Source organism: Collinsella sp. SGI.180 (assembly GCF_050313455.1).
GTDB lineage: Bacteria > Actinomycetota > Coriobacteriia > Coriobacteriales > Coriobacteriaceae > Collinsella.
Genome location: NZ_JBNPLL010000011.1, coordinates 13,549 through 30,416, shown reverse-complemented (window position 1 = coordinate 30,416; position 16,868 = coordinate 13,549). Strand labels below are relative to the sequence as shown.

Sequence of the window (16,868 nt, the reverse complement as noted above, 5' to 3'; positions counted from 1 at the left end):
TAGATGGGGCAGTTTCGTGGCGGGTGTGCCGCGTGGATTCCCTCGCGAGGTGAAAATGATCCGTTTTGCTTCGTCCCCGAGGGGTCGGCTGGTGCTAGAGCTCTAGGGTGAGGGTGACGGGGCAGTGGTCGCTGCCAAAGATGTCGCCGCGGATGCCGGTGTCGCGCACGTTGCCGGCGATGGCGTCGCTCACCAGGAAGTAATCGATGCGCCAGCCCGCGTTGTTCTTGCGGGCATTAAAGCGGTAGCTCCACCAGCTGTAGACGCCCTCGACGTCGGGATTTGCCGCGCGCCAGGTATCGGTAAACCCGGCGTCGAGCAGCTCGGTAAACTTACCGCGCTCCTCGTCCGAAAAGCCTGCGTTGCCGCGGTTGGACTTGGGGTTCTTAAGGTCGATCTCCTCGTGCGCGACGTTAAAGTCGCCGCAGGTCACCACGGGCTTGCCGGTCTCGCGCTCGAGTCCCGCCAAAAAGCCGCGATAGGCATCGTCCCAGGCCATGCGCACATCGATGCGCGCGAGCTCATTTTGGGCGTTGGGCGTATAGACGTCCACAAACCAAAACTTGTCGAACTCGAGCGCGCAGACGCGGCCCTCGGTCGCGGCCTGCGCCACGAGCTCGGCTGCCGCGCCCTCGCCGGCGTAAGGCAGCAGCGCATCGGCGCGCAGCACGCGCAGCGGTTCCTGGCGGCTAAAGACCGCAGTGCCCGAATAGCCTTTACGCTCGGCGTAGCTCCAGGTTTGGTGATAACCGGGCAGGTCGATATCGGCCTGGCCCTCCTGCAGCTTGGTCTCTTGCAGCGCCAGGATATCGACATTGAGCTCCTGTGCGATCTGGATAAAGCTCGGGTCCTTTTTGAGCACGGCGCGCAGACCGTTGACGTTCCACGAGGCGAAAGTGTAAGTCTGAAGCATGGTGTCCTTTCGACGGGGTTGGCAGGCTTAAGATTAGCGCAACAGGGGCGGTGGTGGGCGCCGCGCGTGCTGACCCAAAGGCCGCATGCTGGGATGTCGCCCGACGCTGCCCGACCAACAAGGACGGAGGACTCATATGACGCAGGCGATATCGGATCCCAAGCGGGCCTCCGCCGCACTGGCGGAGCTGTTTGGTACCCACAAGCGCGTGGTCTTCTTTGGCGGCGCGGGTGTTTCCACGGCGAGTGGCATCCCCGATTTCCGCAGCGTGGACGGCCTATATCACCAACAGTTTGCCTACCCTCCCGAGACCATGCTCTCGCATAGCTTTTACGAGGCGCATCCGGCCGAGTTCTTCGACTTCTACCGCACCAAGATGATCTCACTTGGCGCCAAGCCCAACCGCTGCCACACCAAGCTGGCCGAGCTGGAGCGCGCCGGCAAACTAAATGCCGTTGTGACGCAAAATATCGACGGTCTGCATCAGATGGCGGGCTCGCAGCGCGTGTTCGAGCTGCACGGATCGGTCCATCGCAACATTTGCCAGTCGTGCGGCGCGGTCTATAGCGCCGAGTGGATTTGCGCCCGCGGGCACGAGGACGCCGCGGGTGTGCCCGTGTGCCCCGCGTGCGGCGGGCGCATTAAGCCCGATGTGGTGCTCTACGAGGAGCCGCTCGACGAGCATGTGCTGACCGACGCCGTTGTCGCCATTGCCGCGGCCGATGCCCTCATTGTGGGCGGGACCTCGCTCGTGGTGTATCCGGCGGCGGGCCTTACGCGATACTTTACCGGCGATACGCTGGCCATATGCAATCTTGCTCCCACCGATCAGGATGCAAATGCCGACCTGCTGATTTCTTGCGACATCGCTGCCGCGTTTGCGTTCTAGCCCGCGCGCGCGGATACAATAGAAAGACTAATTGCAAAGCGACCCCGCCGCCTGCGCCCGAGCGTGGCGGCGCGGGCATTTTAGGAGGATGTTCATGGCGAACGACAGCAAGACATGGCGGTGCGGAAAGTACGAGCTCAGCTTTGACCGTCCGCGCATCATGGGCGTCCTCAACGTGACGCCCGATTCGTTTAGCGACGGCGGGGAGCATTTCGACCCGGATGCCGCCATCGAGTACGGCCTGGCGATGCTCGACGCCGGCGCCGACATCATCGACGTGGGCGGCGAGTCCACGCGCCCCGGTTTTACCCCGGTCAACCCCGACGAGGAGGCTCGCCGCGTGCTGCCCGTTGTGCGTGCGTTGGCCAAAGAGGGCGCCATCGTCTCGATCGACACGCGTCACGTGGCGGTTGCCAAGGCGGCCGTGCGCTGCGGCGCCTCGATCGTCAACGACGTGACGGGATTCACCGACCCCAAGATGGTCGAGTTTGTCGCGACGAGCACCTGCGGCGTCATCGTGATGCACGCCGGCGAGGTCGCCGCGCCCGCTCGCACGCATGCAACGGTGCAGCTCGATACCTCTGCCGCGGCGTTTGTTGCCGAGAAGGCGCGCGAGGCGGCTGCCGAGGCCGCGCGCGAGGCCGAGAAGCCCGCCCGCCGCCGTCGTGGCAAGCTGCTGGGCGAGCCCAAGACGGAGGCCAAACTGCCGGGTGGCGTGGTGCAGCCCTCGCTGCCGTTTGGCGATCCGGAGCCAGCGCCCGAGCCAACGGGCGAGCAGAAGCAGGAGACGCCGGCCGCCGAGCAGGCTGCCCCTGCCGCCGAGGCCGCCGCGACCCCTGAGCCCGCGCCGGAGCCCAGCGATCACTTGGCCGCCATGATGCGCCGCAGCGCCCGCCGCGAGGAGGCTTATGTGCCCACCTCGCAGCTTCGCCGCTTTACCCTGCCCGATTCGGCGCCCATCATGCGCCGCGTCATGGGCTTTCTGTCCGATCAGGCACGCGCGCTCATCCACGCCGGCGTGTCACGCGACCGTATCTGCATCGATCCGGGTCCGGGTTTTGGCAAGACGGCCAACGAAGACATCGTCATCCAGCGCGAGACCGCCAAGATGGCGTCGCTGGGCTATCCGCTCATGTGCGCCGTGTCGCGCAAGCGCTTTGTGGGCGCCGTCTCGGGCGTGACCGAGGCCGCCGAGCGCGATGCCGCCACATTTGGCGTGTGCCTGGGCGCTATCCAGGCCGGTGCCAACATCGTGCGCGTGCACGATGTCACCGGCTTTGCGCAGTTCCTGAACGGCTACTGGGCTGTTGCCAAGCCGCAGCCGCGTCGCGCGTTTGTGGCTGTGGGCTCCAACCTGGGGCATCGTTGCGACAACATCCGCGCCGCGCGCGACATGATCGCCGAGATTCCGCTCACCTGTGTGTCCAACTGCTCGCGCATCTACGAGAGCGAGCCGGCCTACGAGACGCGCCAGGACGCGTTTGCCAACGCCGTCATCGAGATCAAGACCGAGCTGGCGCCGCTGGTGCTGCTCGACGAGCTTATGAAGATCGAGGCCGAGCTGGGGCGCGACCGATCCAAGAAGGCCAAGGTCAACGGCCCGCGCACCATCGACCTGGACCTGCTGTGGATGGATGGCGAGACCCATGGCGGCAAAAAGCTGCGCCTGCCGCATCCGCTCATTGGCGAACGCGACTTTGTACTGGTGCCGCTCGAGGACCTGATGCACGACCCGGCGCGGTTCTTCCGCTACAACGGCGTCGAGGTCAAGGAGCCCGGGGATCGCGTGGGCCATATCGTGGGCGAATTGGGGCGTATGTAGATGATCGAGATGAATGCTGTTGCCGCCGGTACCGAGCTCGACGCGGCACGTGACGCGGGCCGCGAAGGCGTGTCCGCGGGCTGGTGCGCTTGGAGCGTGGGCGAGGCGTCGTTGACGTTTTCGCTGGTCGTGCGCCCGGATGTGAATATGCACGCCTTCCATGGCCTGCCGTTTGTGGCGGCGATGGGCATGATGGACGCGCTCGCGGGAACGGCATCGACGCCGGGGCTGGGTCTTGCCGGTAAGGTGGGCATTCAGTGGCCGAGCGATATTGTGTGCGGCGCGCCCGCGTTTGAGACGTCGTTTGCACGCGTCGCCGTCAACGGTGGCGCCGGTGCTGCGGGTATGTTCGGTGCCGTGACGGTGGATATTGAGCGCGCGGCGCTGGGCGAGCTCGGTGTGGACGTGGCTGACGAAGCGCTGGTCGAAGCGCTGACTACCGCCGTGCTGGCCCGCGTGGACGCCTGGGCGGTTGTCGCCAACACGCCGCAGGGCGCCGCCGGCCCGCTGGCTCCCGTGCTGGGCGAGTACTTCGACATGGTGCCGCTGCTGGGCCGCCAGGTTGCGGCGGTGTCGCCCAACGGCTTGCCGCTTGCGGTCGGTGTGTTTGCGGGCCTGGACATCTGGGGTCGCGCGACCATCAAGACCGATGCCGGCGAGCAGGAGTTTCCGCCCGAGGCCGTACGGATTCGCGGGCTGTAACACGAGATGCCCGCGCTCAAAGACAACGATGACAACAAGACCCTCCCCGGCAGAGTGAACTGCCTCTGCCGGGGAGGGTCTTTGCGCGACTACAGGGTGGCATCGCGGCCCTATTCCTCAAAACTGAAAATTTTTCGTTTTTGAGGAATAGGATTAAGGCAGCTCGGCCTTTCGCGAGGTATATTCGCTATAGAGCCTATTCCTCAAAACTGAAAATTTTTCGTTTTTGAGGAATAGAGATAAAAGACCGCGAGGAGGCCCCGATGAAACTCATCAATAGAGCGTCATATATGGACACGTTGACGAGTCTTATTGGCGTGCCGGATATCAAGGTCATCACGGGCATCCGCCGCAGCGGTAAATCAAAATTGCTCGAGGCCCTCCGCGATTACGTGGAGGCAAATCTGCCTAATTCGAATGTCATCCATATCAACTACAACCTCGATGAGTTCGAGAACCTGCTCGAGTATCACGCGTTGCTCGCTTATGTAAAAGATCATCGGGTGCCCGGCAAACAAAACTTTCTGCTTATCGATGAGGTTCAGATGTGCGAAGGTTTTGAGCGTGCGATCAACAGCCTTCACGCATCCGAGCATTATGACATCTTCATTACCGGATCGAATGCCTTTTTGCTGTCGAGCGATCTGTCGACGCTCTTTACGGGGCGCACGTTCGAGATCGAGGTTTTCCCATTCTCGTTTGAGGAGTATCGTCTCTATGGCGACGAGGGCGAGGTCGACCGTGGCTTCGATGGGTATGCGAGAACCGGCGGTATGTCTGGCTCTTACCCTTATCCACTGCAGGAGCAGCGCTATCAATATCTCTCCAACGTCTTTAAGACGCTCATTGTGAGAGATATCGTGCAACGGCATAACGTGAGAAACGAATCGGCGCTGCTGCGCATTGCCGATTACATGATGGACAACGTTTCCAACATTACGTCGGCACGCAACATTACCGATGCATTAAATGCGGATGGACTAAAGATTACGAACAAGACGGTCGGTGCGTACATGGGGTACCTGTGCGATGCGTTTGCCTTCTATAAAGTTCGCCGATACGACATTCGCGGCAAGAAATACCTTAAGAGCGGCGAGAAGTATTACCTGGCGGACCACGCGTTCAAATACGCGCTGCTCGGTACACGTGATATGGATTGGGGGCGCGTATACGAGAACATAGTGGCCATCGAGCTGCTGCGCCGCGGATATGAGGTATACGTCGGCGTACTCTATAAAAAGGAAATTGACTTTGTAGCAATCAAGCGAAGCGAGAAGCTCTACATTCAGGTGAGCGACGACATCAGCTCGGATAAGACATTTGAACGCGAGATTTCGCCACTGCTGAGCATTGGCGATGCGTATCCCAAGATGATTCTCGCCCGCACGCATCACGAGGCCACGGATCGCGACGGAGTGCAGATCGTGGACCTGGCGAGGTGGCTGTGCGGCGAGGCGTAGCGTGCATCGAGCCTATTCCTCAAAACTGAAAAATTTTCGTTTTTGAGGAATAGAAAGGCTTTGAGCCTCTTAGAAAACCATTGGGCTGCCTTTCCGGTGCGAGATTTGTGTCCGCGCCGTGCGAAATAATAGTTTATATCCTAACGATGGGAGCAGACTATGACTGACAAAGCAAATTCGGCGTGTCCACAGGCATGGAGGGTTGCAAAATCCCTATCCGAGAAAATACTCGCTCAAGGCAAGAACGGGGTTTGGTCGCCTGCGTGCGTCGCGAGCTTGTTGACGATTGTACGAAAGGGTGCCTCGGGCGCCACAAGTCGGGAGCTCGACATGCTCCTGGGCGATGGCGACATGTTTAGCGAGCGTGATCCCTTCGGCATCGAGCTGGAGCGGAACTGGGGCTATGACGGTTATGATGCGAGCTCGGCAACGGCAGCTTGGCTTTCCAGGTCCGCGAGCCCATCGGAGGCGTTTCTGCACGAGTGCGACAAATGCAGCGTGCATGTGTCAATCGATGACTTGGCCGATCCGCGCGTTAGCCAACGGGTGACCGATTGGATAGCCGAACAAACTCACGGCCTGCTGTCGCCAAGCATCGAGTTATCACCAGTGGCTCTTGCCTGTCTTGTGAGTGCGCTTTACATGAAGGATGCATGGGCGGATCCGTTTGATGGTGAATCGACCAAAGTTGAGACCTTCCATGCAAAGAGCGGCGATGTTCAAGCAGCGTTTATGCGTGGCAAGCGCGATTGCGCGGTGATCGTCGAGAACGGCAGGGTTGCCTTCTTGTTGCCGCTCAGCTCCGATGCCGGCGTGTGTTTTGTTCTTCCGAGCGGCGAGGATGATCATGTTGATGACGCGCTTGGGCTATTCGAGCGTCTGTCTCAAGGCGAGGGAGAATGGGAGCCCGTCGACCTGGGGATTCCTCGCTTTGAATGCGAGTCGACGCTCTCGGACGTCTGCTCGCTGCTAAAGGCCGCCGGCGTCTCTACGGCAACTGCGATGGAGCTTACACCTATGGTGGGGGTAGAGGGGACTCCAACGCAGATTGTCCATGGCGCGAAGTTCGCTGTCGATGAGAACGGCGTAGAGGCCGGCGCGTACACGGTGATGGTCGCTGTCGCGGGCCTTCCGCCGGAGAACCCGCCAGAGCCGCGCAAGATAACGCTTGACAGGCCTTTCTATGCAGCGCTCGTGTCTCGCACCGGCGTACCGCTCTTTGTGGCAAGCGTCGCGCTGCCGTCGGTGGACGTGCAAGAAAGGTGAGGTTGAGATTTGCGAAGGGGGGCTGCTATGCCAAGGGTCGCCAACGTACTCTTTCCAGCTGACTATTTTGAAAAGATAGTTCCAGATGGGTTGATGCGTATCGAATATGAGTCTGCGTGTGCTGAGGGGCGTCTTGACGTGGGGCTTTTCGATCTGGAACTGTTCGAGGAGCGTGGAGAGCTTGCGCTCTGCTTTTCTAGGCCATCGGGCTGATGCGGTGGTAATCAACCGCATGTTCACGGAGTTTATGGTCAAGGACTATGCAAAGTCGGTCAAAGGGACGAGGTTTCCCGTTAGCTTTCACACTCCCGTGAGCCAGGAGCGCATGGACGGGATTGTTAAAGAGTTCGTCAAGCTCCGCGGGGACCTTTTCACGGTCGGTATTGTCTGCAAAGAGTACGTTGATCTGGCCCGCTACGGTGGTGCAACGAATGAATGGAGAGCTTTCTATCTCGACGGGAATCTCCTCAACGTATGCCGGAATTCAAATCAGCCGACCAATGTTGCGAAGCCGCCCGAGGAGCTTGTACTGGCGTGCTCAAATCTTGGGAGCCCCTACTACACCGTGGACTTTGCGGGGCGAGTGGATGGAACCTGGATTGTGGTGGAGACCGGCGACGGGCAGGTGTCGGGCCTCGCTGCGGCGCAGGATCCGGTTATCTACTATCAAGTGCTTGCGGATGCCCTCGAAAGGCGGGATGCGGACGGAGGCCGGGCTTGTGCGTCTGGCATTCGGACCTAGTGCAACACTACGCCGTGTTTGCCTAGGGGGCGGCGTCGCGAAACGAAAGCGACGCTGTCGCATTTGTGTCGGTCTTTCTGTTTTGATGAAACGTAGTCCCTTGAACTGGCTCACGGAAGGGTTGGAGAACTAGAGTCACCTAGTCCGTGCGTCAGAGAAACTGAGGGGATAAGACAGTGCTCACGCTTGGCTCCGGTCCCCGTCTTACCCCAGCTCCTGCATGCGGCGGTAGATTTCGCAGATACCCTTAATGGTGAGCTGTCCATCGACCACGTCGAAGGCATCGGTCGAATCGGCGACGATGCCGGCGAGGCCTCCCGTGGCGATAACGGTGGCATCCTCGCGGCCCAGCTCGCGCTTCATGCGCGCGACCAGGCCTTCGGCCATAGCGGCAGTGCCCACCACGGCGCCGACCTTGATGCACTCCTCGGTATCGCGGCCGATGGCGTGCTCGGGCGCCTCGAGCGGCACGCTGGCGAGCTTGGCGGCGCGGGCGGCAAGCGCATCCATGGAGATGCGGATGCCCGGCGCGATCGCTCCGCCAATGTAATAACCGTCCTCATCGATGACGTCGATATTGGTTGCGGTGCCAAAGTCCACCACGATCGCCGGTGCGCCGTAGAAGGTCTCGGCCGCAACGGCGTTGGCAACGCGGTCGGCACCAACGGCCTGGGGACGCGCCGCGCGCAGCTTGGTCACGGCGGCCGTCTGCGGCCCAATGACGATGGCGTCTGAGGCAATGCGGTTGGCCACGGCATGCCATTCGCGCGAGAGCTGCGGCACCACGCCCGCAAAGGCGATAGCGTCGACCGCGTCGAGCGAAAGGCCGTACATCTTAAAAAAACCCATCAGGCGCACATGGATCTCATCTGCGGTATAGGAGCGGTCGGTGGGCATGCGCCACGACTGCACCAGCTCGTCTCCGTCAAACAGGCCCATGGCCGTCTGCGTGTTTCCCATATCGATAGCGAGCAGCATGTCTACTCCCGGTTTCGGCATAAAAGGACGCGCACCATTGTATACGTGCTGTCGACGGCGCTCGGCTGCGATTCGTTTACGGTGATATGGGCTGAGGGGTTTTAAATATGAAGGAATTATGCTCTACGAGAATTTCCTTGCCGTCCACCGAACTCCCGAGTAGTATTCTTTCTTGCGCACATGAGGCGCCCAGACATTGCGGGGTGGAGCAGTCTGGTAGCTCGCCGGGCTCATAACCCGGAGGTCGTAGGTTCAAATCCTGCCCCCGCGACCAAGACTTTTAGCAGCTCAGAGGCATTGTTCTCTGAGCTGTTTTTCTTTGGATAAATAGCACGGCGGCTAGTTGCTGCGCGGGCATTTTGATCCCCCGTGTCAATCTCTGCGCCTTGGAGGTCGTTGGTTCGAATCCGGCCTCCGCGATCAAAACTCCGGGTCAGGCGCAGGAAAGCTGTTAGCGCCGGGCGATTTTAGCCGCTAATAGTCAACCGATTTTGACCAATCCCGGTCACCGAATAATGGCCACCGTGCCTCCCCGCCGCCACTACGCTGGTGGCGCCAACACGCCGCCCTCGACAGGCTGCTCGAAAAGGCGTCGGTGTTCGTGATGCGGGGCCCGAGCTACCGCGGCAGGGGGCTCGACACGTACTCGGTGGAGGCCGTCCCCCAGGCGGTGAAGGTGAGGGGGATCCAGCCCGAGGGGATGTAGGAATGCGATAGGAAAGTCATAGATGCGGGCGTGTTGGCCAAAATGGGTCGGCCGGGATTGGTCAATCTCGGCCGACTATATTTGGCTAAATTTTTCCGACACTAACAAAGCCTGGCAGTGCGAATAAACGAAAAATACCATCATGCCGAGATGATCGGCATGATGGTACATCTTGGAAGTGATCTCGAGCGTTATCTTTAGGGAGGGTTCGAGATCACTTCCGCTTTCTTTAAATGACGAGCTGAGCGTTACGCAAGATTATTGAATAATTACATTTTCAGTAGTATAAGATGCCTGTGCGTATCGCTGAGCATTGGCAAACTGCGAAGTAGCAAGGCCATACATAATCGCAGCCTGCTCCTTATCGCCTTTCGCATTGGCGCAATCAGCCATAGTGGTGTAATTGCATCCCGTGTGCACCGCCTCAGCAGCCTTATTGTAATACTCCATGGACTCGTCATCCACTGAGCCCTTCTTATACAATTCAGCTCCTGCATTTCTTACCGCAATACGCGCGTCGACTTCTGCGCTCTTATTAGTGGCCTGCATGTTCTTTCCGAGAGTAAGCCTGTAGTAATTAGCTGTACCATAGGGAACGTCTGAACGGAATTTCTCGTCATGACCTCTCAAGACATACATTTCCTGATCAGTTGCATCAAAAATTGTCCTGAAAATCGTCTTGAATTCTATGTCATCGCCTTCTGGAGAGTGGAACTGATAGAAACCACCGAAGTCCCAATTTTCCTCACTCCATTTGCCCTCGTCATAGTAACGAATGCTTCCGAGTCCGTTCGCGAGCGTGAGTGGGGTAACGCTGCCGCTCTCGTCTTGCATAACCTTTTCTAGAGTATTGGCTCTTGGCACGCTATCCGGATATGCCTCATATGAATCATTCATCCAGAGCTCATCCTTGAAATGATTCGCTGCAATTAGATAGTCCGTCTCACCGTAGTCACCGGCTTTGCGCACTACATATGCATTATCTTTTTGCTCGATGAGATACGCATTTCCCTTGTTGTCGGAAACGTTGATGTTACCCGTGTGAATCCACTCAGTTTTCGTGAGCATTTTGACTGCTTCGTCTGCCGTATCGCACTTTGTGGCTGTGTACCAATAAGCAAACAAAGTATCGAGGAAGGTGCCTTCCCTATCGATTGTCTTAGCATCATCGCTTGGCGATGCCGTAGGTCCTCCGGCATAGGTAATAATAAGGCCCTTAGAGTTCATGAACGCATTTCCCTGCAATCCACCTGATGCAATGACTGCATTGCCATGTTTCGGATAAGAAACCATGCTCGAGAACATTGCGGCGGGTGTTGTGCTGACTGCATCAAGATTAGCGGCTCCAAGATGATGACCATCCTGAGTCATACTTCCCCAAGCAGATACATTCATACATGTTTTTGAACGCTCTGGATCATTTGAGCTCTCTGGATCAAAATGCATCATGAGGTCATAGTTAAGAACAGATGAGCCCATAACTGCAACTACTGCATCTTCCTTTGAGACTCCTGCCCCCTCAGCTACTCCCGACAAGAAATTAAATACAGATGGATCATCCTCTTCATAATGTTTCAGAATCTTACCCATGGCTTCGTTATATGCGGCATCGTCTGCCTCTGCATAAATTGAAGCCATTACAGCTGTCCAGTTACTTTCTAACTGATCCTTTTGCTGTAAGCCATACTGCTTTCCCATGTCAAACCAGGAGCCATTTACATACACAACTTCTTGCGCATTTCCTGCGTTGACGGTTGCATCGAACTTCCCGTCAAACTCTTCGTTTTCAGAAGTTGATCCGGCATTTGCCAGCGTGCCGTCTGATGACCCACCTTGCGTATTGTTTGCAGAACATCCTGGGCCTGCCACCATGCTTAAACATAGGCTGGCGCAACACAATACGCAGGCTATCTTTCTTCTCATAATCTTGTCACCTTCTCTTTCAGAGGTTCCGTGTTGCCGATAACTTGATGGCTAAAGCAGAGGCCCCTCGTTGCCGACAACCTAATGACAAAATTATGTAATTTTCCGATCCGCTTTCACATGAACTGGTCTCGATAAATATGTTCAATCTTAGCCTATACCCTGGTTTAGCGCTTTATGAACCAGGGTTCATAAAGCGCTAAGCTGTATAAACAAAAGGAAGTGGGATTCATATTGATTAGCCCAACGTAATCAACGTAATCAACGTTATGAACATCTGATTTTCTGCAGCAACTGCATCCTGTTGCTAACATCGGCCTTCTGGTAAATGTTATGTGTATGAGATTTGACGGTGCCAGTCGAAATAAACAACAGTTCGGATATCTCCTGTGTGCTTTTCTCCTTGAGCAAGAATCCCAGAATCTCTCGCTCTCTGAGACTAAGGCCAATAGATGTCGCATAGGCGTCTATGATTTCTTCCGAAAGCTCTCCTGTCATGGCTTCATAGCTAATCGGTTTCACTGTGATCTTGTCAACAAAAAAACGCGCCGCAACAACAATAAGATATGCGGCAACAACTATCTGGGAGACGCTTTCGCCAAAATTGCGGCTTCGAATCGCGCCGCTAGTTACTAGGCTTGCAACATCATTATTTAGCCCATAATGTAACCCCGTAAGAATATCCTCAAAGACAGTCATTAATCCCAGGATTCCAACCAGTCGCAAGAACATATCTAACCTTAAAAACATGCTCTTATGCACTGTTTTGCCAAAGGACCTGCTACCGATAAAGGCTAGTACGATAACCAGAAGTTGGAATGGCAATAAATAACAAATATACAAGAATCCTGTACGCACCTTTAACAAAGGGAACATAATGAGCCAGATGAACAATGGCGCTTCCACCAATGTCAATATCCACGTTTTTGACCCTCCAACAGCCCCCTTGAATAAATGACATATGAGAAAGGCGCAGGCGAAATATAATAGCGACTTGATTACTACGGGCACCGAAAAAAAATTATGAAAGTAATAATAAAGGGGCGAACTAATTTCGTATCCTCGAACTATTAGCTCAATCAAGTACTGGCTTAACATAAACAGAGCGATATACAGATATTCCTTCTTTTGACCTCCGATATAGAGGATTAAATAAAGGGCTGCACAGATTACACAGCCAGATTTTATTAATAAACTTAAAACAGCAGACAGGACCAGCATCAGGACCCACCACCCTTTTCCTTCTATAGCGCGCAGTGCCCTATTTAATTCATATCATTTATCCGCAATCCGTCTTCTGGATCTCCTTGCTCTGCTTCTAGTAAGCAAGTCTTTTCCCGCAACCTCTTCAACATCCTTTCAATAGTACGTCATATAATACCAGTTGCAGCGTCCGCATCATTCGCTATGAACATCGCCGCCGTGCCCAGTAGCTTTCAGGCGTCCCGAAGGCCGGTGTGTCGCCGCTGACGGGCACGATGCGCTTTTTCACGAATCTAAAGATGCATAATCTACGGACTTTTCTTTCTCTTGTCATACTTTTGAAAGTGTTCGTAAGAGGCTACCGATCCATTGGAGGCGTAGAGAGTCCAGGTGATGCGCGGACTCATCCCATCGAGCGGGCGGGTGGAGTCTGGCCTTCCAGGCAGGATGAGCGTCGTCGGGGTAATCTTGCCTAAAGATATTGGACTGTTTATAGGACTAAACATAAGAAAACTCGATTATCAGGGGCGGGTGCCATAAGGCACACCGCCCCCCTTTGTGCGTATGGCGCCAGGACCATGCGCTCGAAAGCGTTGCCCAAACGCATGGTTCATCCGCACAAAGCCCATGGTCGCTATGGGCAAACATCGGTGCTCCTGCACATGGTTTTGAGCCTGTTTTCGAGCGAAAGTATGGCTGTCGATACGCATGCAATTCGCATGAAACCCGGGCTCGTCCGAGAGCCCTATAAAGGAGGATTCGCATGAGATTGCGCTCGATCATCATCGCCCGGCCCAGACACGTGCCGTGAACCTTGATCGCACCGGTCATGGTGTTGAGGCAGAACATGTCGTTATAGCGTGTGAGCGGGCCTGTCGAGCGGGCAATCTTCTCGTCTAGATCGCGTTCGATGATGTAGCGCACGGCTTCGTCCTGCAGCATATCGCCTTCGGAGAGCTCGGCGCGGGTGATGGCTGCAAAGGGGGGGTCGTCGGCATCGTCGAGCTCAAAGCCACCGCGGGCGGCATAGCGGTAGACGGGATCGACGACGAGCACCGGGTTGCCCATAACGGTAGAGGCTGTTTGCGTGAGGTTCTTGAGCCCCGCGTCGCTCAAGAGCGCCTCGAGCAGCGCTTGCTTTGCGGTGGACCTATCGGTGGTACTCGGTTGCATGGGTGTCCCCTCTGCCGCGTCTTCGCCGTAGTCGACGCGTGACCAAATTATTATCGCAGGCTGCGCAGTATTAGGTTGTTTAAAAAGGTGAGTGTGGCGGTCGTTTCCTCGAACGGGGACGGTGTTGCTGCTGGGGTTTGTCTCGATCTGTAACAGGTGGGTCCGATTTTGGTCTGTAGATGTTACAGATTGAGATTTCCGGCGAGCGGGGCTCCGTTTGTCTCGATCTGTAACACGAGGGACGGATTTTGCCGAGTTGTTGTTACAGATTGAGATATTCGGACGGACAGTTGCCGTTTGTCTTGATCTGTAACAGGTGGAGGCCAAAAGTCGGTCTAGATGTTACAGATTGAGATGTTTGGTCGGACCGAGTTTGTTCGTCTCGATCTGTAACATCTGGGGTCGTTTTTGGCCTGTAGGTGTTACAGATCGAGATTTTCCGACGGAACGCTTCCGTTTGTCTTGATCTGTAACAGGTAGGGGTCAAAAGCGGGTCTAGCTGTTACAGATTGAGATTGTTGAGGATGGGTCGAGAGAAATATCTCGATCTGTAACAGTAAGACCCGGTTTTGCTGGGTAGCTGTTACAGATTGAGACAAACCGACGGGCCGCCCCGCCCCATCCGCCTGCCGCTGCCTGCTATCCGCCGATTTTCGTTGTGCCGCTGTACCCCCATGCCATATCCTCTAAACAACTACGCGGCACCATCGCCGCCGCGTCTACAAGAGAGGAATGTCCATGACCGCACCTGCGTCCAAGCTGCTCCAGCCCATTACGGTTGGCCCCCTTGAGCTCAAGAACCGCATTATGTTCCCGCCGCTGACCACCGGCTATGAGGAGCGCGACGGTTCCATCGGCGAGCGCAGCCTGGCTTTTTACGAGCGCCTGGCCCGTGGCGGCGTGGGCTACATCGTCATCGGCGACGTCGCTCCCGTCATGACCGCAAGCCCCACGCCCAAGCTGGCGACCGACGCCCAGATCCCCACGTTTAAGGCACTGGCCGACGCCGTCCACAAGCACGGTGCCAAGGTCGCGCTGCAGCTGTTCCACCCCGAGTACGACGTGCCCGGTGTCGGCCGCATGGTCATGGGCTCCATGGCTGCAGCCAAAGCCGCGCAGGAGGCCAAGGCCACCGGCGACGAGGAGACCTTTGCCGCCAAGATGGCCGAGTCCAACGAGATCCGCAAGCAGGCATATGCCAAGTTGCACCACGACATGCAGCACTTTGTGAACGAGGCGAGCGTAGAGCAGCTCGCCCAGATCAAGGAGGCCATCGCCGCCTCGGCTGCTCGCGCGCAGCAGGCCGGCATCGACGCCATCGAGGTCCACGGCGACCGCCTGGTGGGTTCGCTGTGCTCCGCGATCCTCAACAAGCGAACCGACGAGTACGGTGGCTCGTTTGAGAACCGCGTTCGCTACGCGCTGGAGGTCGTCGCTGCCATCAAGGAAGCCGCGCCGCAGCTGATGGTGGAGTATAAGCTCCCCGTGATCATGGAGAACCCCGATGGCACGCCGCGTGGCAAGGGCGGCCTGCAGCCCGACGAGGCCTGCGAGTTCGCCAAGCTGCTCGAGGGCGCGGGCATCGATATGATCCAGGTTGCACAGGCCAACCACACCGGCAATATGGGCGATACCATTCCGTCCATGGGCGCCATGCCCTACAACTGGACGCTGCCCGTGGCCGAGCGCGTCAAGGCCCTGGTCTCCGTGCCGGTGGCGACTGTGGGCCGTGTTGTCTCGGTCGAGGCTGGCGAGAAGATCCTGGAAGACGGCGCAGCCGATATCGTCGCCTATGGCCGCTCGCTCATGTGCGACCCCGACATTGCGCTGAAGGCCGCCACGGGCGAACCCATCCGCGAGTGCCTCAACTGCAACAAGGGCTGCGTCGATGCGATTCAAAACCGCAAGTACATCTCGTGTGTGCTCAATGCCGAGAACGGCGACGAGGCCACCATCGCGATTAAGCCGGGCGTGGGCGACAAGAAGATCGCCGTTGTGGGCGGCGGTATTGCCGGTCTGGAGGCCGCGCGCGTGGCGGTCAAGCGCGGCTACGACGTGACCGTCTACGAGGCGAGCGATCATCTGGGCGGCCAGATTGTGCTGGCGGCCGCGCCTCCGCGCAAGGACGAGATCATGCGCTCGGTCGAGTATTACGAGAAGATTCTGCCCGGCCTGGGCGTGAAGGTTGAGCTCAACCATGCCGCTACCACTGAGGACCTCAACGCCGCCGACGCCGCGATTGTGGCTGTGGGCGCGCACGACGTGGTCATCCCCGTTCCGGGTGCCGATTCTAAGAAGGTCGTCTCGAGCTGGGACGTGCTGGCCGGCAAGGTGGAGCTTACGGGCCGCGTCGCCGTCATTGGCGGTGGCCTGGTGGGCACCGAGACTGCCGAGTACCTGCTGCAGCACGGTTGCGAAGTGGCGATCGTGGAGATGCTCGACAAGATTGCCGCGGGCGAGTCCGAGACCATTCTGCCGCTGATTATGAGCGACTTTGCAGAGCACAACGTGGAGCAGCACGTGAAGACCCGTCTGACCGCCATTACCGACGAGGGCGTGGAGGCCATTCGCACTGCCGATGACGGCGCCGAGGAGCCGGTGAAGATCGCCTGCGATTACGTGGTGATGGCCGTCGGTTCCAAGGCCAACGCGTTTGACTTGGATGGCGTTACGGTGCCCGTGACCTGTGTGGGCGACTGCTCGGGCGAGCGCACCGCCGACATTGCGAACGCCATTCGCACGGCATATCACGCGGCCAACGAGCTGTAGTTGAACATCGCGGCCAGGCGGGGCGGTAGCACGGATCTGTCTCGCCCGGCCGCGTCCCATCGGGTGTCAATCGGGGCGGGGCCTGCAAGCGCAGCAGGTCCCGCCCTTTTTGTTTTGCCCCGGTGGACGGCAATGCGCGCTAATCATGGGGAGTGAGGCGTCTACTGCCTTGCAGGCTGCTCAAAATTATTGGAGGAGGGGTTAATAATCATATCCTCTATTCCAAAGGATATAAAGAGATGCCAATTTTGCTGGCAAGCGAATGACGATTAGCTGCGAGCTAGTTACCAGCGTAAATAATCAATAAAGAAATGTCGTAAAT

At 57.4% G+C, this 16,868-nt stretch carries 12 protein-coding genes and 1 tRNA gene; 8 read left to right on the top strand and 5 right to left on the bottom strand.

What is annotated here, in order from left to right; translation table 11 throughout:
* Positions 1-94: 94 nt before the first annotated feature.
* Complete coding sequence (locus ACQRAP_RS05700) at positions 95-913, bottom strand: exodeoxyribonuclease III (RefSeq protein ID WP_427795117.1); 819 nt, start codon at positions 911-913, stop codon at positions 95-97.
* A gap of 136 nt (positions 914-1,049) precedes the next feature.
* On the opposite strand from ACQRAP_RS05700, the gene ACQRAP_RS05695 reads away from it, so the two are divergent.
* From ACQRAP_RS05695 to ACQRAP_RS05670, 6 genes are all read left to right on the top strand, one after another.
* The gene (locus ACQRAP_RS05695; protein ID WP_427795116.1) at positions 1,050-1,802 is read left to right on the top strand and encodes an NAD-dependent protein deacylase; all 753 of its coding nucleotides are present in this window, start codon (positions 1,050-1,052) and stop codon (positions 1,800-1,802) included.
* A gap of 94 nt (positions 1,803-1,896) precedes the next feature.
* A complete protein-coding gene (gene folP / locus ACQRAP_RS05690) occupies positions 1,897-3,624 on the top strand; it encodes a dihydropteroate synthase (protein WP_427795115.1) in 1,728 nt (575 codons plus the stop codon).
* Entirely contained in the window at positions 3,625-4,326 is a 702-nt protein-coding gene (locus ACQRAP_RS05685; protein WP_427747602.1) for a hypothetical protein, read from the top strand.
* Between the two features lie 263 nt (positions 4,327-4,589).
* Positions 4,590-5,786 (top strand): ATP-binding protein, encoded by a 1,197-nt coding sequence (locus tag ACQRAP_RS05680; protein WP_427795114.1) that lies wholly within the window; start codon positions 4,590-4,592, stop codon positions 5,784-5,786.
* Between the two features lie 159 nt (positions 5,787-5,945).
* A complete protein-coding gene (locus tag ACQRAP_RS05675; RefSeq protein ID WP_427795112.1) occupies positions 5,946-7,052 on the top strand; it encodes a serpin family protein in 1,107 nt (368 codons plus the stop codon).
* Between the two features lie 232 nt (positions 7,053-7,284).
* On the top strand, positions 7,285-7,794 hold the full coding sequence (locus ACQRAP_RS05670) for an ATP-grasp domain-containing protein (protein ID WP_427795111.1): 510 nt from the start codon (positions 7,285-7,287) through the stop codon (positions 7,792-7,794).
* Positions 7,795-7,998: 204 nt separating this feature from the next.
* On the opposite strand, the gene ACQRAP_RS05665 is transcribed toward ACQRAP_RS05670, so the two are convergent.
* Positions 7,999-8,772 (bottom strand): type III pantothenate kinase, encoded by a 774-nt coding sequence (locus tag ACQRAP_RS05665; protein ID WP_427795110.1) that lies wholly within the window; start codon positions 8,770-8,772, stop codon positions 7,999-8,001.
* Between the two features lie 197 nt (positions 8,773-8,969).
* Here ACQRAP_RS05665 and ACQRAP_RS05660 point away from each other — a divergent pair.
* A tRNA-Met gene (locus ACQRAP_RS05660) sits at positions 8,970-9,046 on the top strand.
* 690 nt (positions 9,047-9,736) lie between these two features.
* Here ACQRAP_RS05660 and ACQRAP_RS05655 read toward each other — a convergent pair.
* From ACQRAP_RS05655 to ACQRAP_RS05645, 3 genes are all read right to left on the bottom strand, one after another.
* The gene (locus ACQRAP_RS05655; RefSeq protein WP_427795109.1) at positions 9,737-11,401 is read right to left on the bottom strand and encodes a C45 family autoproteolytic acyltransferase/hydolase; all 1,665 of its coding nucleotides are present in this window, start codon (positions 11,399-11,401) and stop codon (positions 9,737-9,739) included.
* Between the two features lie 267 nt (positions 11,402-11,668).
* The gene (locus ACQRAP_RS05650; RefSeq protein ID WP_427795108.1) at positions 11,669-12,622 is read right to left on the bottom strand and encodes a helix-turn-helix domain-containing protein; all 954 of its coding nucleotides are present in this window, start codon (positions 12,620-12,622) and stop codon (positions 11,669-11,671) included.
* Positions 12,623-13,102: 480 nt separating this feature from the next.
* Positions 13,103-13,777: a hypothetical protein gene (locus ACQRAP_RS05645; protein WP_427795107.1), complete on the bottom strand. Its 675-nt coding sequence runs from the start codon at positions 13,775-13,777 to the stop codon at positions 13,103-13,105.
* A 738-nt stretch (positions 13,778-14,515) separates the two neighbouring features.
* On the opposite strand from ACQRAP_RS05645, the gene bilR reads away from it, so the two are divergent.
* Entirely contained in the window at positions 14,516-16,546 is a 2,031-nt protein-coding gene (gene bilR, locus ACQRAP_RS05640) for a bilirubin reductase, long form (protein WP_427795106.1), read from the top strand.
* The last annotated feature ends 322 nt before the right edge of the window (positions 16,547-16,868 follow it).